Raw genomic sequence first — 24,181 nt, 5'->3', positions numbered from 1 at the left:
CGTCTCATGCGCTAGATCGCAATGCTGCCGATCGCGGCATCGACGGCGTCGCCCAAACGGTCGACGATAATATCGACCGTGCCGTCGTCGACGATGAATGGCGGTGCAAGCAGGACGTGATCGCCGGCCCGCCCATCGACGGTGCCGCCCATCGGATAAACCATCAACCCCCGCTGCATCGCTTCCGATTTTATCCGGGCATGGACCTTCAGGCGCGGATCGAACGGGGCCTTGGCCGAGCGATCCGCGACAAGTTCGATGCCCTGGAAAAGGCCGCGCCCGCGAATGTCCCCGACATGGTGATGGTTGCCGAAGCGCTCACGCAGCCGTCGTTCGAGCGTGGCGCCTCGCGCCGCGACATTGGCAAGCAGACCATCACGCTCGATGACCCGCTGCACGGCGAGGCCGGCCGCACAGGCGAGCGGATGACCGATATAGGTGTGACCGTGCTGGAAGTCGCTGCCTTGCGAAAAAGCATCGAATATCCGGTCGGATGCCAGCACCGCCCCGAGCGGGGCATAGCCGCCGCCGAGCCCTTTGGCGATCACCATGATGTCGGGTGCGACGCCTTCCTGGTCGCAGGCATGCAGTGTTCCGGTACGACCCATGCCGCACATGACTTCGTCGAGGATGAGCAGCACGCCGTGGAGATCGCAAATCTCGCGGATGCGCCTGAAATAACCGGGTGCGGGTGGCACGGCGCCGAGAGTCGCTCCAACCACTGTCTCTGCGACAAAAGCAATGACCGTTTCCGGCCCGAGTTCCTGCAGCTTCGTCTCAAGCGCATCGGCGGCGCGCAGCCCGTAGGCCTCGCTGCCTTCATCCGGCCGCTGATGCCGATAGGCATAGCATGGTTCGATATGATGGTTTTCGATCAGCATGGGCTCGAACGGCGCCTTGCGCCAGGCGTTGCCTCCCACCGAAAGCGCGCCCAGCGTATTGCCATGATAGCTCTGCTGACGGGCCACGAAGCGGCGGCGCTGCGGCTCGCCGCGCTCGACGAAATATTGCCGCGCCATCTTCAGGGCGGTCTCGATGCCTTCCGATCCGCCGGAGACGAAATAGACGTGATGAAGATCGCCCGGCGCGTGAGCGGCAAGTTCGTCCGCCAGTTCCTCCGCCGGCCGGGTGGTGAAGAAGCTGCTATGCGCATAGGCGAGCCGGTCGAGTTCGGCATGCATCGCGGCAAGAACAGCCGGATGCTGATGGCCAAGACATGAGACGGCCGCACCGCCGGAGGCGTCGATATAGCGGCGTCCCTTGCTGTCGATGACGGTGACGCCATCGCCGCCGACGGCAACGGGATAGTCGTGGTGGATCTGGCGATGGAGGATATGCGTCATGACCGTTGCCTGGTTTCGTAGATATGGGTGGAAAGGGTATCGAACTGACGTTCGACGTCGCGCATGGCGGCCAGCGCGCGATCGCCGGCGGCGGCCGCCAGGATCGCGGCCAGCGTTTCGGCGATGGCAAAGGCCGGCGCCATGGTGTGGAAAAAGGACGGGCTCTCGGTTGGCACGATGATGACGGCGCCCGCCCGGTTGACGAGAGGCGAGACGACGCTGTCGGTAATCGCCACGATTTCGAGCCCACGGCTGCGTGCATAATCGACGAGTTCGACGGCGGCGCGCGTATAGGGCTTGACGCTGATCGCCAAAAGCACGTCGCCCGCTCCCGATTCCCACAAAGGATCAGGTCCGGTTCCGCCGACGCCGTCAAGCAGACGCACCGCGCCGCCGGCGAGGCCATAGACGTAGGCGAAATGGCAGGCGACGGGGTAGCTCGACCGATAGCCCAGCGCATAGATGCGCTTGGCGCCTGCCAGCACCGAGGCTGCCCGGGTCACCGCCTCCAGCGTCGCCGGATCGCAAAGCTTCGCCATATGGCGCTCGAGCGTTTCGGCCAGCTCGAAGGCCAGCGCGCCGTCTCCTCCGCGCTTGCGCCGCGCCATCAATGCTTCGGCCTTGCCCAAGAACTCCTTCTCGCCGCGGCGAAGTTGCTCGGCGTAGAGGTCGCGCAGGCTATCGTAGCCGTCGAAGCCCATGCGCTGGGCAAGCCGCGTCATCGATGCCGGGGTCACCCCGGCGCGCTGCGCCTGGACGCGCATCGACAGGAGGGCAACGTCACGCGGATTGTCGAGCACCCATTGCGCCGCCGCGCGAAGCTGGCGCGGCATCGTCTCGAAACTCTCGAGCAGGCGCGAGCGGAAGGCGGGTTCCAACATGGCGCGAATTTACGCCGGCCGTTGACGAGCTGCAATGAATATTTCAATCTGCCAGAAATGAGCGTAGTGTTTCATTCAATCAGAAAACAAGAACAGGGGAAATTCGCATGAAACAGACCATATCCAGTCATTTGGGAGCGCTGGCGGCACTCGCGCTGGCTTCCTTGCCGTTCGCAGCCGCACCGGCTCTGGCCGAGGATCCAATCGCGCTAGGCTGGGTGGGGCCGCTGTCGCCGCCCGGCAACTATTCCGGCGGCCAGGAAATGCAATGGGCGGTGCAGCTCGGAGTTGACGAGGTCAACAAGGCCGGCGGCGTGCTCGGCCGTCAGCTGAAGGTGAGCTACGAGGACACCAAAGGGCAGCCGGCCGACGGCAGCGCGGCGGCGGTTCGGCTCATCACCAAGGACAACGTCGCCGCAATCTTCGGCGAATTCCATTCCTCGGTCGCCCTCGCCGAAATCGAGGAGGCGCACAAATACGGCGTCGCCTGGGTCGGTACAGACGTATGGGCGGATGCCATCACGGCCAAGCAGTATCCGGAAGTCTATCGTCTCGCTCCGGCCAACTCCCTCGTTTACGTCAAGGCGGCCGACTGGACGGTCGAGCAAGGTTTCAAGAACATTGCCATTATCGCCGAAAACACGGATTTCGGCCAGGGCGGGGCCAAGGTCATCGCCGATGAGCTGAAGGCCAAGAACGTCCCCTATACGCTGGCGACGATCGACCTCAACCAGCAGGATTTCACGCCCGCGCTGCTGCGGCTGATGAATCAGAGCCCGAGGCCCGATGCGATCCAGATGGTGATCGCCGGACAGGCGCAGTATCAACTCGTCAAGCAGGCCTGCCAGCTCGGCCTCGCACCGACTGCCGAAACGGCCCTCATCGGCTCCTCGGGTCTGCTGCAGAAGGAAGTGTGGGAAGTCGACGGCGAATGCGCCAACAATCTTCTCATCGTCAACGTCGCGCAGCCCAAGTCGCAATGGAACGACAAGGCCAAAGCATTCGTGAAGGCGTTCACCGAACGCTACAATAGGGCACCGACCGGCGTGGCCATGGAGGCCTATGACACGTTCGGTGTCGTCGTCGAAGCGATCAAGAAGGCAGGCTCGGCTGACCGCGCGGCGATCGTGAAGGCACTGGAAGAGATCAAATATGAAGGGGTGAACGCCACCTACACCTTCCCGACCACCAAATCTCCCGACTGGGCTTTCCATCAGTTCGTCGACGTGCCGTTCACGATCATCCAATACACGGCCGTGAACCAGGCGCCGGAGGATGCTGCGATCGTCTATCCGAAGAAGTGGGCCACCACCGACAAGGTCATGCCCGGCAAATGAACGGCACGCCGGCGGCTCCATAGCCGCCGGCGGCCGCTTCACTGGACAGGCGGCCGACAACGAGGTGATGTGAACCCATGAGCTATTTCCTCCTCCTGGCCGTCAACGGCCTGGTCATCGGCCTCATTTTCGCGCTGACGGCGGCGGGGCTCACTTTGGTCTTCTCGGTGTTGAAGGTCGTCAATTTCGGCCATGGATCGCTCTATATGCTGGGCGGCTATGCGTCCTACTACATCATCGCCTGGTTCCATGCGCCGCCGCTTGTCGGTGTCGCCGGCGCGATGGTGGCCCTGTTCATCTTCGGCGTGCTCTTCGAGAGGCTCGTCATAGCGCCGATGTATACCGACAAGGTCGAGCGCAAGGACGAATACGCCATTATCGTCACCTTCGGCCTCACCATTCTGATCACCAATCTCGGCCTTGTCGTCTTCGGTCCCTTCGCCAAGGCGCCGCCGTCCTTCATGACAGGAGCGCTGATCCTCGGTCCGTTGATCCTGCCTTACGACCGGCTGATCGCTGCGGTCGCTGCCGTCGTCCTGCTTGTCGGTCTGACGCTTTTCCTGAAGCGCACCTCGCTTGGCCAGGCACTCGATGCGGTGAGCCAGAGCCGCGAGTCCGCCGCGGTCATCGGTATCGATCCACGCCGCATGTACACCATCGCTTTCGGCATCGGCTCGGCGCTTGCCGGCGGGGCAGGGGCGTTGATCGCGCCGATCTTCGCCCTGTCGCCGTCGATGGGTGAGTTGCCGGCCGTGCAGGCCTTCATCATCATCGTGCTCGGCGGCATGGGTTCCGTCGGCGGAAGCATTACCGGCGGCATCCTGCTCGGCCTGGTGCAAGGGCTGGGTGTCGGCTATCTGCCGGATCCCAATCGCGCGCTTGCCTATACGCAGGCGTTCGGAGCGCTGCTGCTCGTCATTGCGTTGCTCTTCCGGCCGACCGGCCTGTTCGGCCGCTCGCATCTGCGGCTGGAATAGGGGCACGGCAATGATCCGTCCAACATTCTCGCAATCGGCTCAGGCGATTCTGCTCGTGGTAGCGTTGCTGGTGCCGCTCGGCGTCGGACCATACTGGACCCACGTCGGCGCCATCGCCTGGTACTATGCGCTGCTTGCCGCGAGCTGGGCGCTGCTTGCCGGTTTCGCCGGTCAGTTCTCCTTCGCCCATGTGGCTTTTGCCGCGCTGGGCGGATATGCCTCGGCCTTGTTCGTTGGCCAGATCGGCATGCCGCTGCCGCTTGCCATTCTTGCCGCCATCGCTCTTGCCGTCGTGGCCGGCGCCCTGATCGGCGCGCTCGTCCTGAGGCTTTCCGGGCCTTATCTGGCCCTCTTCACGCTTGCCATTTCGGAAATCTTCCGCCTCGTTCTGGTCGCGGAGGAGGACATCACACGCGGCATGCTGGGCTTGCCGGTGCCCGGCCTCTTTTCCGGTCGATCGGACCTGCCTTATTACTATCTCGGCCTTGCGCTCGTCGTCCTGGCGGTATTGGGAATGAATGCCTTGTTGGCGACCCGCGTCGGTCTTTTTCTACGTGCCATCCGGGAAGACGAGGGCGCCGCGCGCGCCAGCGGGGTGGATACCACGCGCTACAAGATCCTCGTCTTCGTGGTAACCAGCGTGATCGCGGCGATAGCCGGCATTTATTACGGCCATTTCATCGGCATCCTGACGCCCAACATGGCTATCCTGCCGGAGATGGGTCTGGTTATCGCGATGGCGGTGATCGGCGGCATCGAAAGCCTGCCCGGCGCCGTGGTCGGCGCAGTCGTCGTCTTCCTGCTTTCCGAGACGCTGCGGTCCTACGGCGAATGGCGTTTCGTGCTGATGGGTCTGGCGCTTATCCTGGTGCAACGCTTCGCGCAGAACGGCCTGTATCCGATGGTCGAAAACTGGGCGCGCTTCCGCGCGCGGCCACGGGAACAAGCGCCTGTTCCAACTGCTACCACCGAGGAACCCCATGCCGGTTGAGAAGGACACCGCTTTTTTCTCGGTCAGTGGTCTTGCCAAGCATTTCGGCGGCATCCATGCCGTCGAAGGCTTATCCTTTGCCTTGGCCCGCGGCGAAATTGTCGGGTTGATCGGTCCCAACGGCTCGGGAAAGACAACCACCATCAACATGGTGACGGGCGCGCTCAAACCCGACGGCGGTGCCATCCTCGTCGAGGGCACCGACATGGCGCGCTCGCCGGCCAATCTTTTCGCGCGCCGCGGTGTTGCCCGTACTTTTCAGGTTCCCCGCCTGTTCCGCCGCATGACCGTCCTGGAAAACCTGATCGTGCCGGCGCTTTCCGACCCGGCGGAACGGCGCGCCGCGGCAGAGGAGCGCGCCCGTGGGGTTCTTGCTTTCCTGAGGCTCGACCATCTCGCCGACAGTTATGCAAGAGCGCTTTCCGGCGGCCAGCAGAAGCTGCTGGAACTCGGCCGGGCGCTGATGCTCAAACCGAGATTGCTGCTTCTGGACGAGCCCTTCGCCGGCGTCCACCCGCGCCTGCTGGAGGAGATCATCGAGCACATAAGGAGCCTCAATCGCGACGGTCACACCATCGTCGTTGTCGATCACAACCTCGAGGCTATTCAGTCGGTCGTAACGCGCGTCATGGTGATGGCGCGAGGGCGCAAGATCGCCGACGGCGCGGTCGCCGAGGTGCTGCGCAATCCCGAGGTCGTGCACGCCTATACGGGATCCCGCGCAACGCATCGGGAAGCACGATGATGGAAACCGCTTCCCTGCCATCGACCCCGCCGCTGATCGCCTGCGAGAACCTTGTCGCCGGCTATACGCGCGACATCGACATATTGCGCGACGTTTCGGTCAGAGCCTGGTCTGGCAGCATTTCCTGTGTGGTCGGCCCGAACGGCACGGGCAAGTCGACGCTTCTCAAGGCGTTGTTCGGCTTTCTGAAACCGAGTGCTGGCCGGGTGCTTCTGCGAGACGTGGACATCACCGGAAACCCGCCCTTCCGGATGCTGGGCCTTGGCCTGGCCTACCTGCCGCAGCGGCCGAGCCTCTTTCCTCATCTCTCGGTCGAATCGAACCTGAAACTCGGTCTCTGGCATGCCAGGCCGAAGAAGACGGTGCTGACCGAGAAACTGGAACATGTCTATGAGCGGTTTCCCGTCGTTCGGGAGAAACGCACGCAGCCTGCCGGCCAGCTCTCGGGAGGCCAGCAGCGACAGGTCGAGATCGCACGCAGCCTGATGGCCGATCCGTCGGTCTACCTGATCGACGAACCGACCGCCGGCGTCGATCCGCAGACCAGCGAGACGATCTACGACATCGTCCGCGATCTTGCCCGCGAACTCGGCAAGGCCGTGCTGCTGGTCGACCAGGATATTCGCGCCGCGCTTGCCATCACCGACTACGTCTATGTGGTCAAGAACGGCACGGTTTTTTCCGAAGGCGCGCGCGCGGATTTCGGTGCCGACACCGACGCTCTTGTCGCACGTTGGCTGTATGCGAGCGGTGAATGAACGGGCAGCTTACGGCGTGGCGTAGCCCGGCGGCTGTTCGAACAGGCCGCCGCGCCGGATCTCGAGCGCCCGCCCGATCCTCAGCGCCAGCGGATCCTGGAAGCGGCGAACCGCGATCTGCAATCCTGCGGGCAGACCATTGACGAGACCGATGGGGACGCTGAGCGCTGCCATGTCGAGGAGGTTCACCATGCGGGTAAACGTCCCAAGCGGCGTCGTTGTCTCATCGATGTCGGCCAATGGCGGCGCGGTAATCGGCGCCGTTGGCGTCAGGAACGCATCGGCGCCTTCGAGATCGCGATGAAACTCGATCTGCGCGGCCCGGCGCCTTGCAATCAACTCGTGATAAGCGGCGAGGCCGATTTCCCTGCCCTTGAGAACCCGCATGCGGATCGCCGTGCCGACGCCGCTGTCCGCGGGTTCCACGTAACGGCCGAGATGATGCCAGGCTTCGACGGCCATGATGTCGCCGGCCAGGGCCTTGTAGGTGTCGTAAGATTGCGGCATCGGCATCCGATCGACATTGGCACCGAGCGCCTCCAGTTCAGCGACGGTGGAGTCGAAGCGGTCCAGGATGCCGGGGTCTACGCCGGCAAGGTCCACGGCCGAGGGGATGCGCAGGCGAAGGCCCGATATGCTCCGCTCGAGCCCGTCGAGCGGCGAGGTCGGCGCCACGCCAAAGGTGGCCGGATCGCCGGGATCGGGACCCTCGAGCGCGGCCAGCAGAAGGGCTGCATCCTCCACCGACCGGGTCATGGGACCGATGCTGTCGAAGGACATGGCAAGCGGCAGCAAGCCGCCGCGCCCGATAAGGCCGAAGGACGTCTTCAGGCCCACGATTCCGCACATGGCGGACGGATTGCGGATGGAGCCCGTAGTGTCGGTGCCGAGCGCGACCGGCACCAGTCCGGCGGCGACGGCCACGCCCGAACCGCTCGACGATCCGCCCGGCGCGCGCGGGATGGCGCTGTCACGCGGGTTCAGGGGCGTGCCGGCGACCGGGTTGGTCCCCCAACTGCCAAAAGCAAATTCCACGGTGTGCACCTTGCCCAGCAGGATCATCCCGGCCGCGACAAGGCGTTCGATTGCCGTTGCCGTGGCGGTTGCGGGTTCGCCCGCAAGCGCTTTCGAGCCTGCCAGGGTCGGATAGCCTTCGACGTCAAGCAGGTCCTTGGCCGCGAAAGGGATACCGTCCAGCGGCCCTTTCGAGACGCCGCGACGGCGACGCTCGTCGGCTTCGCCGGCGGCCTGGAGCGCAGCCTCAGGAAACAGCCGGACGAACGCATGCAGCGAATTGTCATGAACGTCGACACGATCCAGCGCGCGCCGGACGATCTCGGTCGAGGATGTGTTGCCATCGGCGAGCGCGCGGCCGAGTTCGGCGGCGGTGGCGAAGGCGGAAATCCCTTGGGCGGTGGCGTTCATGCTGTCCTACCTGTGCGAGTCGGTGAAATGAAGCATGGAAAACCACGTTGCGGGAGAGCCAATTGGGCCCGGAGATGAAATTGAAGCCGTTGCTGATCATGGTTGCGCCGAACGGAGCGCGCAGAACGAAGGCCGATCATCCGGCTCTGCCGATGACCGCCGACGAACTTGCCGAAACGGCGAGGCAGTGTCTCGCTGCCGGCGCCGCCGCCATCCATGTGCATGTCCGCGATGCTTCAGGCCGGCACACGCTTGACGCCGCGCTTTACCGGGATGCCATCGCGGCGATCCGGGAGCGGACGCAGGGCGTCATGGCGATCCAGATCACGACTGAAGCGATCGGGCTCTATTCGCCACGCGAACAGATGGACCTTGTTCGGGCGCTTCATCCGGTTTCCGTCTCGATCGGCTTGCGTGAGATAATCAGCGATGGCGAGGCGGAGCCGGCCCGCTTCTTCGCGTGGGCCGGTCGGGAAGGCATCGCGGTCCAGCACATTCTCTATGATCGGGCCGATCTCGACCGTTTCATCGATCTGCGGCGGCGAGGCATTCTGGCGGAGCCCACAAGCCCCCGGCTGCTGTTCGTCCTTGGACGCTATGCCGCCGATCAGGAAAGCCGGCCCGAAGACCTCGATGTCTTCCTTGAAGGGCTCGATGCGCATGGTCTTGAAGGCGCCGTATGGTCGGTCTGCGCCTTCGGACGGGGCGAGACCTTGGCGCTGACGGCGGCGATCGCGGCGGGAGGGCACGTGCGGGTCGGCTTCGAGAACTCTCTCTGGCACGCCGATGGCAGCCTCGCCCGCGACAATGCCGAACGGGTCGCGGCAATCGTCGAAGCCGCTGGCCGCACGGGGCGCCCGATTGCTTCTGCCGCGCAGGCGCTTGATATTCTCGGAATTGCCCGCCAGCAGTGAGGGCCCGCGCGCCTTGTTAGGGGATCGGCCGCGCGCCTGCAAATTCGCCAGGGTAGGACGGGCACGGTCTCGAACGGACCCGTCATATCCTTGCATCCAAATCGGGCGGCTTGCCTTGCGAGCCGTCTTCCTTGTGCGTTTTATCGCGGATGGCCCGGAACAATGGCCCCGATGAGGGGTTTGGTCGCGACATAGCGAGCGACGGAGCCAGCGATGTCCGAGCATGTTCCCCCAAACTCCTCCAGTCTCAGCAGACGAAGCTTTATGACCGCGACCGTCTCCGCGGCTGCGGTGACTCCGCTTCTGGCCTCGACAGCCAGGTCCGAGGAGCCTCCGGCTGCTGCCGCCAAGCCAAACGAGCCTGTCATGACAACACTGACCATCAACAAGCAGCCATACAATCTGGCGCTCGACAGCCGAACCAGCCTGCTCGACGCCTTGCGCGACCATGTCGGCCTGACGGGCACGAAGAAAGGTTGCGATCATGGCCAATGCGGTGCCTGTACGGTGCTGGTCGATGGCCATCGCGTGCTCTCCTGCCTCAGCTTCGCGGTGATGAACGAGGGCAAGGCGGTAACCACCGTCGAAGGGTTGGCGTCGACGGATGGCGGCCTGCATCCGATGCAGCAGGCCTTCATCGATCACGATGCGTTCCAGTGCGGCTATTGCACGCCCGGCCAGATCATGTCCGCGATCGGCTGCGTCCACGAAGGACATGCCGGTTCAGAGGACGACATTCGCGAATATATGAGCGGCAACCTTTGCCGATGCGCGGCATACCCGAACATCGTCGCGGCAATCGTCCAGGCCCGCGACCAGATCAGGAGGGCCTGAGATGCATCCTTTCGTCTATGAGAGGCCCGCCAGCCTCTCCGCGGCGGTCGCCGTCGCCTCGCGCTCGGCCACCAGGCATCCGCCGACGCAAGCCCCCGCGCAGTTCATTGCCGGTGGCACCAATCTCGCCGACTATATGAAACTCGGCGTCGCCCGGCCGGAACGCTTGCTCGATTTGAACGGTCTCTCCGAACCGGCATTGCGGCGGATCGAGACCGATGGTGAGGGTCTGCGCCTTGGCGCTCTTGTGCGGATGGGCGACGCGGCCGAGAATGCCGAGATCAAGCGTCGGTATCCGGTGATCGCGGAGAGCCTGCAACTGGCGGCAAGCGGCCAGCTGCGCAACATGGCAAGTCTTGCCGGCAACATCCTGCAGCGCACCCGCTGCGAATATTTCCGCGAAACCTCATGGCCATGCAACAAGCGCGAGCCAGGCTCGGGCTGCGCCGCGATGGACGGGTTCAACCGCCAGCATGCCGTGCTGGGGACCAGTGAGAACTGCATCGCGACCTATCACGGTGACTTTGCCCAGGCCCTGATCGCGCTTGACGCCACGGTTCATGTCCAAGGCCACAACGGGCGGCGAAAGATTCCGTTTGCCAGCCTGCATCGCCTGCCCGAGGACAGCCCTCACATCGAGACCGACCTGGCACCCGACGAGATCGTCACCGCCATAGAGGTGCCCGCCGGCGCATGGACCAGGCGTTCGCGCTATCTCAAGATCCGCGATCGGCAATCCTATGCGTTTGCCCTTGCATCGGCCGCGGTCGCCCTCGACCTCGACGGCGAGACCGTGAACGAGGCGCGCATCGCGCTTGGCGGCGTGGCGACCGTACCCTGGCGGGCAAGAGCGGCGGAGGAGATCCTGCGCGGCAAGGTGCTCGACGAGGCAGCGGCGGCCGAGGCCGCCGAAGCCGCGTTCGCCGAGGCCCAGCCGCGTCGGCACAATGCATTCAAGATAAAACTCGGCAAGCGAACCTTGATCAGGGGGCTGCTCGAAACCCGTGACATGAAGGTGTGATCATGAACGTCGCCGCTCCACAGCCGAAGGAAAACATGGGACAGCCGCTGCCGCGTATCGATGCGCGGCTGAAAGTGACCGGCCAGGCCGAATACGCGGCGGATCTCCCGGCTGCCAACATTGCGCACGCCGTGCTCGCGACGAGCAGCATCGCCAAGGGCAAGGTCGCCAGGCTTTACCTGGATGACGCGCGCTCGGTGCCCGGCGTCCTCGACATCGTCACCTATGGCGACCTCGACAAGGTCGAGACGCCGAAATTCGGAAATACCGGCGCGAGTTCTATCGGGCCGCTGCATGACAAGGCGATCTTCCATGACGGTCAGATCATTGCGCTGGTGGTCGCCGAGACCTTCGAAGCAGCCGAGGAGGCGGCGCAAAGGATCCGCGCGGACTATGCCGAGGAAAAGCCGACCGCCAGTTTCGACATGCCGGGGACAAAGACCATCGACGCCGCCGGCAAAAGCCCGTTGTTCAAGGAGGACGTCAAGGCCGGCGATTTCGATGCCGCCTATGAATCGGCCCCGATGAAGATCGATGCGCGGTATTCGACGCCGACCCAGCATCACAACCCGATAGAGCTGTTCTCGACCACCGCTGTTTGGCAAGGCGACCAACTCACCGTTTACGAGCCCTCCCAGAACGTGACCGGCTGGAAAGTCGAGTTGGCGCGGCAATTGAGGCTCGACCCAGCGAATGTGCGCATCGTCTGCCCCAACGTAGGCGGCGCATTCGGCTCGAAGGGGCCGATGACGGCGCGAACGGCCATCGTGGCTGTGGCCGCCAGGCGGCTTGGCCGGCCGGTGCGCTGTGTGGTCAGCCGCATGCAGGCGTTCGGCACCCAGACCTATCGGGCCGAAACCCGGCACCGCATCCGCATCGGCGCCGGCAAGGACGGCCGCATCACTGCTTTCGGCCATGAGGGCTGGGAGGTGACCTCGAGACCCGATTCCTATGTCGTCGGCGGGACTTCGGCCACCGGTCGCATGTATGCTTATGGCTCGGTGCTGACGCATGTCTCGCTGGTGCAGGCGGATCGCAACACGCCCGGTTATATGCGCTCGCCGCCCGAGACGCCCTACGTCTATGCCCTCGAGAGCGCCATGGACGAAATGGCCGTCGCACTCGGCATGGACCCGATCGAATTTCGCCGGATCAACGAGCCCCAGAAGGAGCCGATCGGCGGCAAGCCGTTCTCCAGCCGGTCGCTAATGAAATGCTACGATCAGGCCGCTGATGCCTTCGGCTGGACGAGACGGGATGCGAAAGTCGGCTCGATGCGCGACGGCGACTGGCTCGTCGGCATGGGCTGTGCGACGGCAGTCTACCCGACCGCTGCCGCGCCATGCGCGGCCCGCGTGCGCCTGACCGCCGAAGGAGACGTGCGCGTGCAGTGCGGCTCGCATGAAATCGGCACAGGTGTGCGAACCGTTGCCGGCCAGATGGCGGCGGAACGTCTCGGTGTCGACATCGGCAAGGTCGCCGTCGAGATGGGCGACAGTGCCTTGCCGCCGGCGCCGGTATCGGGAGGTTCGATTTCCACTGCCAGCGTCTGTTCGGCCGTGCTCAAGGCGTGTGATGCTGTGCGCACGAAATTGTTCGCCGCAGCGGTCGCGGAGGGTGGCCCTCTTGCAGGCTCGCACAATGAGGAACTGGACCTCCACGGGGGACGGATCCTCACCAAGGGCGGGGCGTCGGCAAGCACCGCCGATATATTCAAGGCCATGCAGGTAGGCGCCATCGAGGAATATGCCGAATTCGCGCCGAAGGGCTCGACCCCCGAAGCGCTCAAGAAGCTCTATGCCGGCCAGTCGGAATTCCACGGCGGCGAGTCCGACGCGGATTCGGTGAAATATGCGTTCGGGGCCGAATTCGTGGAGGTGCACATCAACAGCTACACGCGCGAAATCCGTGTGCCGCGCATCGTCGGGGCGTTCGCGGCCGGCCGCATCATGAACACGCGCACCGCGCGCAGCCAGCTGATGGGAGGCATGATCTGGGGCATCGGCCAGGCCCTGCATGAGGCGACCGAGATCGATACCCGCTATGCCCGCTATGTGAACCGCGACCTGCAGGATTATCTGGTCCCGGTGAATGCCGATGTCAGGGACCTTGACGTCATACTGGTTCCGGAGATCGACCATGAGGTCAATCCGGCTGGTGTGAAGGGCCTGGGCGAACTCGGCAATGTCGGCACCGCCGCTGCCGTCGCCAGCGCTGTCTACCACGCGACCGGCAAGCGGATCCGCGACTTGCCGATCAGAATTGACGATCTGATCGTTTGAGGACCGAGACAAAGAGGATTGCTCCGCCGCAACAAGCGTGGGTTTGTCCTCGCCCAGTTTCACTGCCTTGCGGATCGGGATGCTGATGCGTCAGGAACCGACTGTTTCATGCCAGGGTGATCCGGAACAGCCGGAACCCTTCTCGCCCCATCGAACGGAACTGACCGTAGGAGCGCTCAGCCTTGGCCGCGCAGGATGCTGACGACGAGCAGCGTCAGCGCCGTATTCCACAGCGCCGGCTCGGCCCGGTATTTGCACCGGCAGCCACCACGCCCTGCGCCTGGTCGATGGCGTGTCCCAGCAGGCGCGGAATGAAAAGCTGCAGCGTCGCGGCGATGAAGGTCGAGACGATGGTGATGGCGACCTGCCAAGGGTGGCGCAGCGTCATGCGCATGATACGTAGCAAGGTGCCAGGGCCCTTGCCCCAGGAGGCTTGCGCCACATGGGCAAACGATTTGCCGCGCCCCGCCGCGCTGCCGATTGCTTGCGTGTTCAAGGACCTATCCAAACCGATCCGGACTTTAGCCCGGACGAATGAAACAGATTCAAATTCAAGTGCCACGATGTTACGCGCCTCCCGCGCGGCCGTTCAAGGGCCAATGACAGCTTCGCGCTGTGCCTGAAATGACACGCCGCTGTTTCGCGCAATGATCGCGCTCATCGTCAGGCTGCCCGCCCAAATAGAAAAATTGTTCGTCCCGGCGGCATCGAAAAGCCGATCGTTCCTTTCCCGGCGCACTGAACTCCGTGAGATTTGGGGCATCGATGGCGGCTTCGGCCGCTGGAAAAGGAGCAGCACATCCACGGGCCCGGGTTTCCGGGCGAAGTTTTCAAGCAGCACCCGGAAAGAACCCGAAAAGGAGCTGACATGCCCAGAATAGTGCCCGTGCTCGATCTGAGCCGTCTCGAACAAGGCGCATCGGAGCGCCGGACGTTTCTGGCGGATCTGCGCTCCGCCTCGCGCGATATCGGTTTTTTCTATTTGGCGGGCCACGGCATCCCATGGGCCGACATCAGCGAGACGCTCGCCGCTTCGCGGCGTTTCTTTGCCTTGCCGGAAGCCGACAAGCTGTCGATAGAGATGGTCAATTCCTCGCAGTTCCGCGGTTATACCCGCGCTGGCGGCGAACTGACCAAGGGCAAGGCCGACTGGCGCGAGCAGCTCGACATCGGCGTCGAGCGCCCGCCCATCGCGCAAGGCCCGGGAATTCCTGCTTGGACGCGGCTGCAGGGGCCGAACCTGTGGCCGTCGGCGTTGCCGGAGCTGAAGCCGGCGCTGCTGGCCTGGCAGGCGAAGGCGACGGCCGTGGCCATTCGTCTGCTCAAGGCCTTCGCGCTGTCGCTCGACCAGGCCGAGGACGCTTTCGATCCGATCTATGGCGGCGAACCCAATCATCGCATGAAGATCGTGCGCTACCCCGGCCGCGAAGCGACCGGCGGCGACCAGGGCGTCGGCGCGCATAAGGATGGCGGCTTCCTGACGCTGCTGCTCCAGGACGACAACAAGGGCCTGCAGGTAGACTATGACGGAAGCTGGGTGGACGTGGATCCGATTCCCGGAACGCTCGTCGTCAACATCGGCGAGCTGCTGGAGCTCGCCTCGAACGGCTATTTGAGAGCCACCGTGCATCGCGTCGTGACGCCGCCCGCCGGCGTCGAACGCATCTCGGTGCCGTTCTTCTTCAGCGCCAAGCTCGATGCCACGATACCGCTGCTCGAGCTTCCCGAGGAACTGGCGGCGCAGGCGCGCGGGCCGGCCAGCGATCCCGACAATCCGCTGTTTCGCGATGTCGGAACCAATGTGCTGAAGAGCAGGCTGCGCTCCCATCCCGACGTTGCGCGGCGTCATTATGCCGATCTGTTTGAGCCCGAGACCCGGGCAGGCTGAGCCATTCGGCAGGTAGAAATTTTTGTAGGGCAGCAAAATTTTAGAATTCTATTCGTCGTCAGCGCGCGAAAATGGGCTCAAGATAAAATTATCGTTCGAGGTTTCCTCCCATTCCCCCGAACGGTGTTCCCCTCTGAAGGTTATGACCTTCTTTCTGGCCGGGCGTCTTCGCGCCCGGCCATTTTTCTTTGCCGGGAACAGTTTTTGCGGCCTGGGAGCGCGCCACGACGACACGCCATTTTCTTGGAAATGCTTTCTCTTGCGTTCCACTTGGGAAGGCGCAACCCTCTCCAATCCAGTCACCACCGCGAAAGAGAGATGCTCATGACATCCAATGTCGCCGTCATTGCCGGAGCGGGATCCGGATTGAGCGCCTCGCTTGCGCGCCTTCTCGCAAGGGAAGGTTTTCGTGTCGTGCTGGCCGCCCGCAACGTCGAGAAGCTCGACCCGTTGCTGGCGCAGACCGGCGCCCAAGCCGTGGCAACCGATGTCTCCGATGCCGCGTCGGTGCAGCGCCTGTTCGAGGTCGCTGACAAGGCCGGCCCGCTGTCGCTCGTGGTCTTCAATGCCAGCGGACGCGCCCGTGGCCCGATAGCCGAACTCGATCCAGAGGCTGTCAGGCAGGCCTTGCTGGTGGGGGCCTATGGCGGCTTCCTGGTTGGCCAGCAAGCAGCCAACCGGCTGCTTTCGCAAGGCTCGGGCTCGATCTTCTTCACCGGCGCGACGGCAAGCGTCAAGGGATTCGCCGGCTCGGCCGGTTTCGCGATGCCCAAATTCGGCTTGCGTGGACTGGCGCAATCCATGGCTCGCGAACTGGCCCCCAAGAACATCCATGTCGCGCATTTCGTCATCGATGGCGCCATTGCCTCGACCGTGCCGGGAGGGGCTCCCGACCCGCAGGATCGACGGTTATCGCCGGACGCGATCGCCGAGGCCTATCTCGGCATCCATCGCCAGAACCGCAGCGCCTGGACCTGGGAACTCGAGCTCAGGCCCTGGGTCGAGACCTTCTGATCGGCACGGTGACCTATGCAGCTTTCGCGGGGCTTCCATGCAAGGCGGCGGAGAGAGTCGACATTGCATGGGGATGTCACTATATAGCGGCGGCTTCGATGGCTTGTGCCTGGAAACGGCAACGTCATCGGGCAGCTGTTGTGACAGCCATTGAGATGCAAGCGGACCTGAAAACCGTAAGAAGCAAGTAGAAGCAGCCTCTCGAGGCGGGACAGGATTCCCGCCAAACGATACCCGCCCCCCAGAAACAGAAAATGTTCTTCAATCCTCTATTTCCTTTGGCTCTGTGGACCTTGGACGACATCGGCTTGCCGTCCGGTGGCGACTCGGCTGGAATGGGGACATGCATCCTTCACCGGATGCCGACGTTTATGATTACCAACCGGCTTCGCCGCCAGGGAAAAGCAATATGAGTGAGCACGCCATCGAATTCTTGCAGGGATGGATTGGCGAAAAAGTCCATTGCCAGTCCCACGCCAGGATCGAGAAGCAGGCCGAGACGCTGGCCAGGGAATGCGCTGCCAAGGCGGCCGAGGTCGGCATACCGCTGGAGGATATCCAGGAAGAAGTCGGCGACATCCAGGAACTCATCGCCTCCCGGCTCGAGGAAGCGGCCGAGGCCGACGAGCACCAGCAGGCCGCGAGCAAGGCCGCGGAATAATTCAGGAGCAATCCTGTATGAATACGCGGACCATTCGGTCCGCGTATTTGTCTCAGCCGAATTTCTCCTTCAGCCACGCCTTCGGCAGCGCCGGCACGAAATTGCCGTCGCGGCCGGTCATGTCCTCGTTGGCGACCATCGCATTGAGGACGGCTTCCTCGACGCCCTGGACCACGGCATCGAAGAACGGATCGATGTCGCTGTCGGGGATAAACTCGGCGCGAGCGATCCGGCCCGGCGGCGCCAGGGCCGCGTCGGGATTGGCGGTAGAGAAGGCGAGGAAGATGTCGCCGGAACTGTGATAGCCGAAGCCGCCGGTCATGGCGACGCCGAGCGGCACACGGCGGGCCAGCCGCTTCATCTGATGCGGCAGGAACGGTGCGTCGGTGGCAATAACGGCGATGATCGAGCCTTTTTCGGCACGTGGCGTGCCTTCGCGGATCGCGGGTTCGACGAGCTCCGGCCCGGCGCGCAGGCCTCGAAGCGTGAAATTGCGCCGCTTGCCGAAATTCGCCTGCACGAAGGCGCCGACAGTATAGGCACGCCCTTGCCATTCGGTGATGCGCGACGCGGTGCCCGAACCGGCCTTGAAGCCGAAGGCGATCATGCCGGTGCCGCCGCCGACGCTGCCTTCCTCGATCGGTCCGCTGGCGGCACAGTCGAGCGCCTCGGCAACATGCCCTGATGTCACATGGTGACCGTTGATGTCGTTGAGGAAGCCGTCATAGGTTTCCGCTGCCACCGGCAGTCCCCAGCCGCTGTCGAGTGCGGCTGGCAGCACCTTGCTCATCCAGCGCAGCGTGCCGTCGCGCGAAACGCCGCAGGAATGCGTGTTGGTGACGGTGATGGGGAAGTTGAAGGCGCCGGTCTCCTCGACGATATGCGAGCCGGTCAGTTCGCCATTGCCGTTCTGGCTGAAGATGCCGGCGAAGACCGGTGTGGCAAGGTCGGCCCGCGGCCTGGGCAGGATCGCGGTCACGCCGGTGCGCACCGGTCCCTGGCCCACGACGAGCGGGCCGTCGCCTGAAATCAGCGTGGAATAGCCGACCGACACTCCAGCCACGTCGGTGATCGCGTTGAACGGGCCGGGCGTGCCGTCGAAGCCGATACCGAAGCTTCGCGCGCGCGGCTTGCCGGAGGGCGTTTTGTGATGATGCGGATTGTCTGTCATGTCACGGTTCAGAATAGGGAGCCCTGGCTGCCGGGCTCCTTGGCCTTGGTCGCGGTTTTGGCGACCGGTCGTGGCCGCGCCGAGCCGCTGGTCGCGACAGCATCCGCCGTGCCGTCGGCGAACTCCAGGGACAGCGCCATCCCCGCCGTCAATTCCGCCGCACGCTTGACGACGGCGCCGTCGGCATCCTTCACCAGGGCGAAGCCGCGTGCCAGCACGGCCTTGTGCGACAGCGTCGCCAGCAAGCGGTCGGCCTGGGCGACGCGACTGCGCAGCCGCTCCAGCCTCAGCGATGCCGCATGCGTGCTGCGCCGCGTCAGCGCGGTCAGGAAATCCCTTTGGATCCGCTGCCGCCGCGCCGTGGGCTCTATGGTGATGCGGCCCTGCAGCGCCGCCAATTGCTGCCGGTGCCGCTGCAGCGACGCCCGGGCGCATTTCGGCAACTGATCCGCGGCGCGATTGAGCTCCGCGCGCCGGGCCCTCGTCAGCGTGCGCAACGCGCCCTGTGCCCGCAGGAGATTGCGCTCGTTGGTCCGCCACGCCTCGGCAATTCGCTGCGACAGCATTGCCGGCGTCAGTTTCAGGGCGAGGAAGCGTCCGCGCTTTCGTTCGGTCGAAACCATGAGGCCGCGCCCGAGCCGGCTCGCCGCCTCGTCGAGGCGACGACGTGGCAGCGCCAGCAACTGATCGGGCGAGGGCAGCGCACGCGCCGCCGCGCGCACGGACTGGCGCTTGCGCTCGAAATTGCGCGAAACCGCAGCCTTGAGCCGTGCGCCGAGACTGGCGAGCGTCGCTTCGAGGTCGGCCTTCACCGGGACGGCGATTTCGGCCGCCCCCGTCGGCGTCGGCGCTCTCACATCCGCGACGAGGTCGATCAGCGTCCAGTCGGTTTCGTGGCCGACGGCCGAAATCACCGGAATGGCGGAGGCGGCGACGGCGCGGGCCAGCGCCTCGTCGTTGAAGCCCCACAAGTCCTCGAGGCTGCCGCCGCCGCGCGCCACGATCAGCAGGTCCGGGCGCTCGATGGTGCCATCCCTTGCCAGCGCGTTGAAACCGGCGACGGCGGCGGTCACCTCGGCGCCCGCGGTTTCGCCTTGCACCCGCACCGGCCAGACGAGCACATGCAGCGGAAAACGATCCTTGATCCGGTGGATGATGTCGCGGATGACGGCACCCGTCGGCGAGGTGACGACGCCGATGACGCGCGGCATGAAGGGCAGCAACCGCTTGCGGCCTCCCTCGAACAGTCCTTCGGCCTGCAGCCGGCGCTTGCGTTCCTCCAGCAGCGCCATCAAGGCTCCGGCGCCCGCCGGTTCCAGATTGTCGATGACGATCTGGTAGTTGGATTTGCCGGGATAGGTGGTGAGCCTGCCGGTGGCGATCACCTCCATTCCTTCTTCGGGGCGGAATTTCAGCCGGCCCATCGTGCCTTTCCACACCACGGCGTCGAGCCGAGCGCGGTCGTCCTTCAGCGTGAAATAGGCATGGCCGGAGGAGTGCGGCCCGCGATAACCCGAGATTTCACCGCGCACCCGCACATTGCCGAAGGCATCCTCGACCGTGCGCTTCAGGGCGCCTGATATTTCGCTCACCGTATATTCGGTGGCGTTGCTGCGTGATTCGGATGCTGCTTCGCTCATCGGCCGATTGGGGGGTGGTTGCGCGCCGGCGTCAAGCTGGCTGTTTTCAGGTCAGCGTTCAGATGCGTCTGATCGCCTACCAGCCCGGCAGGATCTGGTTCGGCTTGGTTCGCCGCATCTTGCTGAAGGCGAGTGCCGCGAAATCGAACGTTCCCGCCTCTTCGCCAAGCGGCACCGAGATGTTGTCCAGGCTTTCCGAGATGTGCCGGGCCAGTGCATCGACGATCTCCGGCCGCGAGGTTTGGCCGCGCATGATGCCGATGCGGCAGTCGGGCAGGGCGCCGAAGCCGTCGGCCTCGCCCAGCACCCGCATGCCGGGCCTGAGCGCGCATTCCGGCAGCACCGAGATCGCCAGGCCCGACAACACCGCAGCGGTGATGACCGTTGCGGAAAAACTGGTGAACAGGATGCGGTAGTCGCGGTTCTGCTGGTCAAGCACGTCGACGGCGGCGCGCCGCCAGATACAGTTTGGCCGGCCAAAGGCCATCGGCAGCGTTTCCTGCTCGTGCGTGGCATGGTTGGCCGAGGTGACCCACAGCAGCGGTTCGCGCCGCACCACCTCGGACTGGCCGCGCACGTCGTTATGCGTCACCAGCGCCAAGTCGAGATTGCCGCGCTTGATGTGTTCGACCAGCCCCGGCGTCGGTTCGCAGACGACGGTCAGTTCGACGCGTGGATTGGAACGCGTGAAGCGCGCCATGATCTCGGGCAGGAAACGGTCGGCGTAGTCGTCCGGCGTACCGATCCGGATGGTGCCTTCGAGTCGCCGGTCGTCGAAGGCAGCCAGCGTTTCGCGGTTGAGATAGAGCAGCCGTCTTGCGTAGGAAAGCAGTTTGTCGCCTTCCTCCGTCAGTCGGTTGCTGCGCCCCTCCTTTTCGAACAGCGGCTTGCCGATCCGCTCCTCCAGCCGGCGCATCTGCATCGACACCGCCGACTGGGTGCGGTGCACCTCTTCGGCCGCCCGGGTGAAACTGCCAGTGTCGGCGATCGAGATGAAGGTCTGCAACTGATCGAGATCGAGCGGCGCTTTCATCGGCATGATCCATCACTGGTGTTGATGCTTAAGATTAGAAACATTCGTTGGATTAATCAATCGAGCAATGGCAAATTACTGATGTCCACATGAAGGCATGTGAATCGAAGCCGGAACGGCCGCTGTCGCCAGCGCCGATCGCCTGGTTTTGCCCGTTCGAGTCTGAAGGAGACCGACATGGTTACGTTTGATTTCGCCACCGAGACCTCGCGCATCACCACGCGTCCGGCCGTTGCGACGCGCGCGATCAATGCGGTCTCCAATATCTATCAGGCCTGGAAAAACCGCCGTGCCTTCTATCGCCTCGGCGAGATGTCGGACGCCGAGCTTGCCGATATCGGCCTGACGCGCGCCGACCTGCACGTCGCCATCGACGTGCCGTTTGGCCGCGATCCGACGGCGATGCTGCGCGAAATCGCCAGCGATCGCGTCGAAACCATCGAGGACATCGCCCGCAGGGTGGCCTGATCGGTTGAGTTTCGGTCCCGCTGAACCTTTTCCTCAGTCAGCGCGACAAAGGTTATGCAGGCTTCCCACTCCCTGCCGGTCCCCCGCCGGCCTGCCTGCACGCTGCCCGGTCCTCCCAAGGACCGGGCTTTCTTTTTGCGCTAGGCAAAAGCCAAAACCTGGGCGACGGCTACCGCCGATCCATGCCGCGCTTGAACTGGTCAAAAATCGACTCCATGCCTTTCTGGTAGTCGTCGCGCTGCTGCGCTCCGGTCTCGAACATCTTACCGAACAGATCGTCGAACGGGTTCGTCGGCCTGCCGCTCGGATTGGCCTGCGGCTGCGGCGCCTGGGGCTGCCGCCGAGCTTGGGGCTGCGGCGCCGGCTTCCCGCCGCCTGATACACCGCCATCTTGCCGCAGCATCTCCTCGAAGATCTTGCCCAGCGGACTGTCGCCATAGGGGCTCTGGGTCTGCTGCGGCTGAGGCTGGCCTTGCGGCGGCTGCGCGCCACCGCCGAACATGTCCTGCAGCACCTTGCCGAGCGGATTGTCGCCAAAGGGGTTCTGTGTCTGCTGCGGTTGTGGCTGGGATCGGCTTTGCGGCTGTGGCGCGCCGCCGCCGAACATGTCCTGCAGCACCTTGCCAAGCGGGTTGTCCATCGGGTCTTGCGATGGCGGGCTCGGCTGCGGCGCCGGCGCCTGGGCGCCGCCCAGGCCGCCTCCCTGGCGCATCATCTGCTCGATGATCTCGCCCAGCGGATTGCTGCCGGCGGCGCCGAAGCCGCTGGCCGCCTGCATCTGCCCCCCGGCCAACTGATTGGTGGTCTGCTTGAACAGCCCGCCCATCATCATCGAGGCCAGGGCCGGCAGCATCTGTTGCAGCACCTGCTGGCTGATACCGGTCGCTTGCGCCGCCTGGCCGGCAACCGCGCGCGACAGATCCTTCGAGCCGAACAGATGCCCCAGAATGCCGTTGCCCTCATTGATGCCTTGCGGCGAGAAGGCCCGGGTCGCGTCCTCGAAATACTTGGCGTGCTGACCGCTCGCCATCGCCGTCATGAAGGCGCCGAGCCCATAGGGATCGGCGGTGTTGCGCCTCAGTCCTTGCGAAAAGGCAGGCAGCAACGCCTCCACCGCAGATTGCGTCTGCTGCATCGAGAGCCCGTATTGTTGGGCAAGCGCCTGCATGCCGCTGCCGTTCTGGGCTTGTGCCAGCATGTCGAACAAGGAAGGCATTGGTCTCTCCTCCGGAAATCCCCGCCGGAGAAGCCTAATTCGTTTCCACCGCCGATTGAAGCGGCTTTTGCAGGAGCTCGGCCGCCTCGAAGCCGAGGGTTAATAGGCGTATTCCATGAACACCGGCTCGATCGAGCCGCCCCAGCGTGTGTGGTAGGCCGACAGCATCTCCTCGGCGCTGGTGGTGCCGCGCGCCACGACTTCGTCGAGCGTGTTGAGGAACGAGGTCTCGTCATAGCCGTCGCGGTTCTTCTTGCCGCGGTTCTTCAGCCCCATGCGCGAGATGGTGAGCACGTCGCGAGCGATGTCGCGCAACGTGGCGTTGCGGAACGGCGCCGAAATGCCTTGTTCGGGCACGGCGTTGCGCATCGCCAGCACTTCCCCGTAGGTCCAGCTCGAGGTCAGCGCCTCCGCCGTATCGAGCGCTGCCTCGTCGTAGAGCAGCCCGACCCAGAAGGCCGGAAGGGCGCAGATGCGCCGCCACGGCCCGCCATCGGCGCCGCGCATCTCGAGAAAGCGCTTCAGCCGCACGTCGGGGAAGAGCGTCGACAGATGGTTAGCCCAGTCGCCCATCGTCGGCAATCCGTCCGGGATTTCATTGCGGACGGCCCCGGCCATGAACTGACGGAAGGTGACGTGCGTCATGTCGTGGTACTGGCCGTCGCGGATGACGAAATACATCGGCACGTCGAGTGCCCATTCGACATAGTCGGCAAAACCGAAATCGGGCGAGAAGCAGAATTCGAGCAGGCCCGAGCGTTGGTTGTCGGTGTCGCGCCAGATGTCGCCGCGCCAGCTCTGCAAGCCGTTCGGCCGGCTTTCCGTGAAGGGCGAATTGGCGAACAGCGCCGTCGACAGCGGCTGCAGCTTCAGCGACACCTGCATCTTGCGCCGCATGTCCACCTCGCTCTCGAAGTCGAGATTAACCTGGATCGTGCAGGTGCGGTACATCATGTCGAGGCCCTTGGTGCCGACCTTGGGCATGTAGCGCGTCATGATCTCGTAGCGCGACTTCGGCATTTTCGGCGTCTCGGCCAGCGACCATTTCGGGCTGCCGCCAAGGCCAAGGAAGCGGATGCCCATCGGCTCGGCGATCTCGCGCACCTGCGCCAGGTGGGCATTGCCCTCGCGGCAGGTCTGGTGGATCGTCTCCAGCGGCGCGCCGGAGAGTTCGAACTGGCCGCCGGGCTCCAGCGAAATCGCGCCCTGGCCGGTCGGCTCGACCAGGCCGATGATGCGGCCGTCATCGATGATGGGGTCCCAGCCGAGCTTTGACTGCATGCCTTCGAGGATGGCGCGTATGCCGCGCTCGCCGCCATAGGGCACGGGCCCGTTGCCGTCGACGTAGAACGGGAATTTCTCGTGCTCGGTGCCGATGCGCCACTTGTCCCGCGGCTTGTTGCCCTCGGCCAGATGCGCGACGAGTTCGTCCATGCCTTCGATCGGCCGGAAATCGGTTGTGTCGCGCGCCATCATCAAGCCCCTGCGGCGCTATGATCCCGAAATCGACCTCGATTTTCGGGATATGCGCCAAAATCAAAGTACTACAGCGGCCTTTGCGCGTCGACGCGCGGCACTGCAG

Annotated in this window: 23 protein-coding genes; 13 read left to right on the top strand and 10 right to left on the bottom strand. The window is 64.3% G+C overall.

Annotation, left to right across the window (positions count from 1 at the left end; all coding sequences use genetic code 11):
• Window positions 1-11: 11 nt before the first annotated feature.
• On the bottom strand, window positions 12-1,343 hold the full coding sequence (locus FJ867_RS27770; RefSeq protein ID WP_140560389.1) for an aspartate aminotransferase family protein: 1,332 nt from the start codon (window positions 1,341-1,343) through the stop codon (window positions 12-14).
• Window positions 1,340-2,224 carry a MurR/RpiR family transcriptional regulator gene (locus tag FJ867_RS27765; RefSeq protein WP_140558647.1) on the bottom strand — a complete coding sequence of 295 codons (885 nt, stop codon included), beginning with the start codon at window positions 2,222-2,224 and terminating at the stop codon, window positions 1,340-1,342. Before FJ867_RS27765 ends, FJ867_RS27770 begins: the two co-directional genes overlap by 4 nt.
• Window positions 2,225-2,331: 107 nt before the next feature.
• Here FJ867_RS27765 and FJ867_RS27760 point away from each other — a divergent pair, with 107 nt between their 5' ends.
• The 5 genes from FJ867_RS27760 to FJ867_RS27740 all read left to right on the top strand — a co-directional run bounded on the left by FJ867_RS27760 (window position 2,332) and on the right by FJ867_RS27740 (window position 7,032).
• The gene (locus FJ867_RS27760; RefSeq protein WP_140498396.1) at window positions 2,332-3,561 is read left to right on the top strand and encodes an ABC transporter substrate-binding protein; all 1,230 of its coding nucleotides are present in this window, start codon (window positions 2,332-2,334) and stop codon (window positions 3,559-3,561) included.
• A gap of 77 nt (window positions 3,562-3,638) precedes the next feature.
• On the top strand, window positions 3,639-4,538 hold the full coding sequence (locus FJ867_RS27755) for a branched-chain amino acid ABC transporter permease (protein ID WP_140524813.1): 900 nt from the start codon (window positions 3,639-3,641) through the stop codon (window positions 4,536-4,538).
• A 10-nt stretch (window positions 4,539-4,548) separates the two neighbouring features.
• Window positions 4,549-5,529: a branched-chain amino acid ABC transporter permease gene (locus FJ867_RS27750; RefSeq protein ID WP_140498394.1), complete on the top strand. Its 981-nt coding sequence runs from the start codon at window positions 4,549-4,551 to the stop codon at window positions 5,527-5,529.
• Window positions 5,519-6,274, top strand: coding sequence for an ATP-binding cassette domain-containing protein (locus FJ867_RS27745; protein WP_140515007.1), 756 nt, complete (start codon window positions 5,519-5,521; stop codon window positions 6,272-6,274). The genes FJ867_RS27750 and FJ867_RS27745 overlap by 11 nt, the downstream gene beginning before the upstream one ends.
• Window positions 6,274-7,032, top strand: coding sequence for an ABC transporter ATP-binding protein (locus tag FJ867_RS27740; RefSeq protein WP_181168460.1), 759 nt, complete (start codon window positions 6,274-6,276; stop codon window positions 7,030-7,032). Before FJ867_RS27745 ends, FJ867_RS27740 begins: the two co-directional genes overlap by 1 nt.
• Window positions 7,033-7,041: 9 nt before the next feature.
• Here the strand turns inward: FJ867_RS27740 and FJ867_RS27735 are convergent, their stop codons facing one another.
• Window positions 7,042-8,457 carry an amidase gene (locus FJ867_RS27735; RefSeq protein ID WP_140819133.1) on the bottom strand — a complete coding sequence of 472 codons (1,416 nt, stop codon included), beginning with the start codon at window positions 8,455-8,457 and terminating at the stop codon, window positions 7,042-7,044.
• An 80-nt stretch (window positions 8,458-8,537) separates the two neighbouring features.
• Between FJ867_RS27735 and FJ867_RS27730 the strand changes: the two genes are divergently transcribed.
• The 4 genes from FJ867_RS27730 (at window position 8,538) to FJ867_RS27715 (ending at window position 13,508) form a co-directional block, all read left to right on the top strand.
• On the top strand, window positions 8,538-9,371 hold the full coding sequence (locus FJ867_RS27730) for a 3-keto-5-aminohexanoate cleavage protein (protein WP_210239614.1): 834 nt from the start codon (window positions 8,538-8,540) through the stop codon (window positions 9,369-9,371).
• Window positions 9,372-9,584: 213 nt separating this feature from the next.
• A complete protein-coding gene (locus FJ867_RS27725; RefSeq protein ID WP_140498389.1) occupies window positions 9,585-10,205 on the top strand; it encodes a (2Fe-2S)-binding protein in 621 nt (206 codons plus the stop codon).
• Between the two features lies 1 nt (window position 10,206).
• Window positions 10,207-11,226, top strand: a complete 1,020-nt coding sequence (locus FJ867_RS27720; protein ID WP_140515011.1) for a xanthine dehydrogenase family protein subunit M — start codon at window positions 10,207-10,209, stop codon at window positions 11,224-11,226.
• 2 nt (window positions 11,227-11,228) lie between these two features.
• Window positions 11,229-13,508 (top strand): xanthine dehydrogenase family protein molybdopterin-binding subunit, encoded by a 2,280-nt coding sequence (locus FJ867_RS27715; RefSeq protein WP_140558655.1) that lies wholly within the window; start codon window positions 11,229-11,231, stop codon window positions 13,506-13,508.
• Between the two features lie 214 nt (window positions 13,509-13,722).
• Here the strand turns inward: FJ867_RS27715 and FJ867_RS27710 are convergent, their stop codons facing one another.
• Entirely contained in the window at window positions 13,723-14,004 is a 282-nt protein-coding gene (locus tag FJ867_RS27710) for a hypothetical protein (RefSeq protein ID WP_224619155.1), read from the bottom strand.
• 93 nt (window positions 14,005-14,097) lie between these two features.
• Window positions 14,098-14,313 carry a hypothetical protein gene (locus FJ867_RS28905; protein ID WP_140498386.1) on the bottom strand — a complete coding sequence of 72 codons (216 nt, stop codon included), beginning with the start codon at window positions 14,311-14,313 and terminating at the stop codon, window positions 14,098-14,100.
• Between the two features lie 63 nt (window positions 14,314-14,376).
• Between FJ867_RS28905 and FJ867_RS27700 the strand changes: the two genes are divergently transcribed.
• The 3 genes from FJ867_RS27700 to FJ867_RS27690 all read left to right on the top strand — a co-directional run bounded on the left by FJ867_RS27700 (window position 14,377) and on the right by FJ867_RS27690 (window position 17,071).
• A complete protein-coding gene (locus FJ867_RS27700; RefSeq protein WP_140685113.1) occupies window positions 14,377-15,396 on the top strand; it encodes an isopenicillin N synthase family oxygenase in 1,020 nt (339 codons plus the stop codon).
• Between the two features lie 324 nt (window positions 15,397-15,720).
• A complete protein-coding gene (locus FJ867_RS27695) occupies window positions 15,721-16,410 on the top strand; it encodes an SDR family NAD(P)-dependent oxidoreductase (protein ID WP_140515016.1) in 690 nt (229 codons plus the stop codon).
• 409 nt (window positions 16,411-16,819) lie between these two features.
• Window positions 16,820-17,071, top strand: coding sequence for a DUF768 domain-containing protein (locus FJ867_RS27690; protein ID WP_140498383.1), 252 nt, complete (start codon window positions 16,820-16,822; stop codon window positions 17,069-17,071).
• Between the two features lie 52 nt (window positions 17,072-17,123).
• On the opposite strand, the gene FJ867_RS27685 is transcribed toward FJ867_RS27690, so the two are convergent.
• The 3 genes from FJ867_RS27685 to FJ867_RS27675 all read right to left on the bottom strand — a co-directional run bounded on the left by FJ867_RS27685 (window position 17,124) and on the right by FJ867_RS27675 (window position 20,915).
• On the bottom strand, window positions 17,124-18,242 hold the full coding sequence (locus tag FJ867_RS27685; RefSeq protein WP_140819132.1) for a P1 family peptidase: 1,119 nt from the start codon (window positions 18,240-18,242) through the stop codon (window positions 17,124-17,126).
• A gap of 8 nt (window positions 18,243-18,250) precedes the next feature.
• The gene (gene xseA / locus FJ867_RS27680) at window positions 18,251-19,882 is read right to left on the bottom strand and encodes an exodeoxyribonuclease VII large subunit (RefSeq protein ID WP_140566441.1); all 1,632 of its coding nucleotides are present in this window, start codon (window positions 19,880-19,882) and stop codon (window positions 18,251-18,253) included.
• Between the two features lie 76 nt (window positions 19,883-19,958).
• Window positions 19,959-20,915: a LysR substrate-binding domain-containing protein gene (locus FJ867_RS27675; protein WP_140498380.1), complete on the bottom strand. Its 957-nt coding sequence runs from the start codon at window positions 20,913-20,915 to the stop codon at window positions 19,959-19,961.
• Between the two features lie 177 nt (window positions 20,916-21,092).
• Between FJ867_RS27675 and FJ867_RS27670 the strand changes: the two genes are divergently transcribed.
• A complete protein-coding gene (locus FJ867_RS27670; protein ID WP_140819130.1) occupies window positions 21,093-21,383 on the top strand; it encodes a DUF1127 domain-containing protein in 291 nt (96 codons plus the stop codon).
• Window positions 21,384-21,552: 169 nt separating this feature from the next.
• Here the strand turns inward: FJ867_RS27670 and FJ867_RS27665 are convergent, their stop codons facing one another.
• Both FJ867_RS27665 and FJ867_RS27660 read right to left on the bottom strand, forming a co-directional pair.
• Window positions 21,553-22,599, bottom strand: a complete 1,047-nt coding sequence (locus FJ867_RS27665; RefSeq protein ID WP_140819128.1) for a DUF937 domain-containing protein — start codon at window positions 22,597-22,599, stop codon at window positions 21,553-21,555.
• Window positions 22,600-22,698: 99 nt separating this feature from the next.
• Window positions 22,699-24,072: a glutamate--cysteine ligase gene (locus FJ867_RS27660; protein WP_140819126.1), complete on the bottom strand. Its 1,374-nt coding sequence runs from the start codon at window positions 24,070-24,072 to the stop codon at window positions 22,699-22,701.
• Between the last annotated feature and the right edge of the window lie 109 nt (window positions 24,073-24,181).

The organism is Mesorhizobium sp. B2-5-3 (genome assembly GCF_006441005.1).
Classification (GTDB): domain Bacteria; phylum Pseudomonadota; class Alphaproteobacteria; order Rhizobiales; family Rhizobiaceae; genus Mesorhizobium.
The sequence above is the reverse complement of the archived record's forward strand: the minus strand, read 5'-3'. Positions and strand labels throughout refer to the sequence as shown.

Excerpts from the sequence above, each read along its gene's own strand:
- FJ867_RS27770 (WP_140560389.1), bottom strand. The coding sequence starts at position 1,343 with ATGACGCATATCCTCCATCGCCAGATCCACCACGACTATCCCGTTGCC.
- FJ867_RS27765 (WP_140558647.1), bottom strand. The coding sequence starts at position 2,224 with ATGTTGGAACCCGCCTTCCGCTCGCGCCTGCTCGAGAGTTTCGAGACG.
- FJ867_RS27760 (WP_140498396.1), top strand. The coding sequence starts at position 2,332 with ATGAAACAGACCATATCCAGTCATTTGGGAGCGCTGGCGGCACTCGCG.
- FJ867_RS27755 (WP_140524813.1), top strand. The coding sequence starts at position 3,639 with ATGAGCTATTTCCTCCTCCTGGCCGTCAACGGCCTGGTCATCGGCCTC.
- FJ867_RS27750 (WP_140498394.1), top strand. The coding sequence starts at position 4,549 with ATGATCCGTCCAACATTCTCGCAATCGGCTCAGGCGATTCTGCTCGTG.
- FJ867_RS27745 (WP_140515007.1), top strand. The coding sequence starts at position 5,519 with ATGCCGGTTGAGAAGGACACCGCTTTTTTCTCGGTCAGTGGTCTTGCC.
- FJ867_RS27740 (WP_181168460.1), top strand. The coding sequence starts at position 6,274 with ATGGAAACCGCTTCCCTGCCATCGACCCCGCCGCTGATCGCCTGCGAG.
- FJ867_RS27735 (WP_140819133.1), bottom strand. The coding sequence starts at position 8,457 with ATGAACGCCACCGCCCAAGGGATTTCCGCCTTCGCCACCGCCGCCGAA.
- FJ867_RS27725 (WP_140498389.1), top strand. The coding sequence starts at position 9,585 with ATGTCCGAGCATGTTCCCCCAAACTCCTCCAGTCTCAGCAGACGAAGC.
- FJ867_RS27720 (WP_140515011.1), top strand. The coding sequence starts at position 10,207 with ATGCATCCTTTCGTCTATGAGAGGCCCGCCAGCCTCTCCGCGGCGGTC.
- FJ867_RS27715 (WP_140558655.1), top strand. The coding sequence starts at position 11,229 with ATGAACGTCGCCGCTCCACAGCCGAAGGAAAACATGGGACAGCCGCTG.
- FJ867_RS27700 (WP_140685113.1), top strand. The coding sequence starts at position 14,377 with ATGCCCAGAATAGTGCCCGTGCTCGATCTGAGCCGTCTCGAACAAGGC.
- FJ867_RS27695 (WP_140515016.1), top strand. The coding sequence starts at position 15,721 with ATGACATCCAATGTCGCCGTCATTGCCGGAGCGGGATCCGGATTGAGC.
- FJ867_RS27690 (WP_140498383.1), top strand. The coding sequence starts at position 16,820 with ATGAGTGAGCACGCCATCGAATTCTTGCAGGGATGGATTGGCGAAAAA.
- FJ867_RS27685 (WP_140819132.1), bottom strand. The coding sequence starts at position 18,242 with ATGACAGACAATCCGCATCATCACAAAACGCCCTCCGGCAAGCCGCGC.
- xseA (WP_140566441.1), bottom strand. The coding sequence starts at position 19,882 with ATGAGCGAAGCAGCATCCGAATCACGCAGCAACGCCACCGAATATACG.
- FJ867_RS27675 (WP_140498380.1), bottom strand. The coding sequence starts at position 20,915 with ATGAAAGCGCCGCTCGATCTCGATCAGTTGCAGACCTTCATCTCGATC.
- FJ867_RS27670 (WP_140819130.1), top strand. The coding sequence starts at position 21,093 with ATGGTTACGTTTGATTTCGCCACCGAGACCTCGCGCATCACCACGCGT.
- FJ867_RS27665 (WP_140819128.1), bottom strand. The coding sequence starts at position 22,599 with ATGCCTTCCTTGTTCGACATGCTGGCACAAGCCCAGAACGGCAGCGGC.
- FJ867_RS27660 (WP_140819126.1), bottom strand. The coding sequence starts at position 24,072 with ATGGCGCGCGACACAACCGATTTCCGGCCGATCGAAGGCATGGACGAA.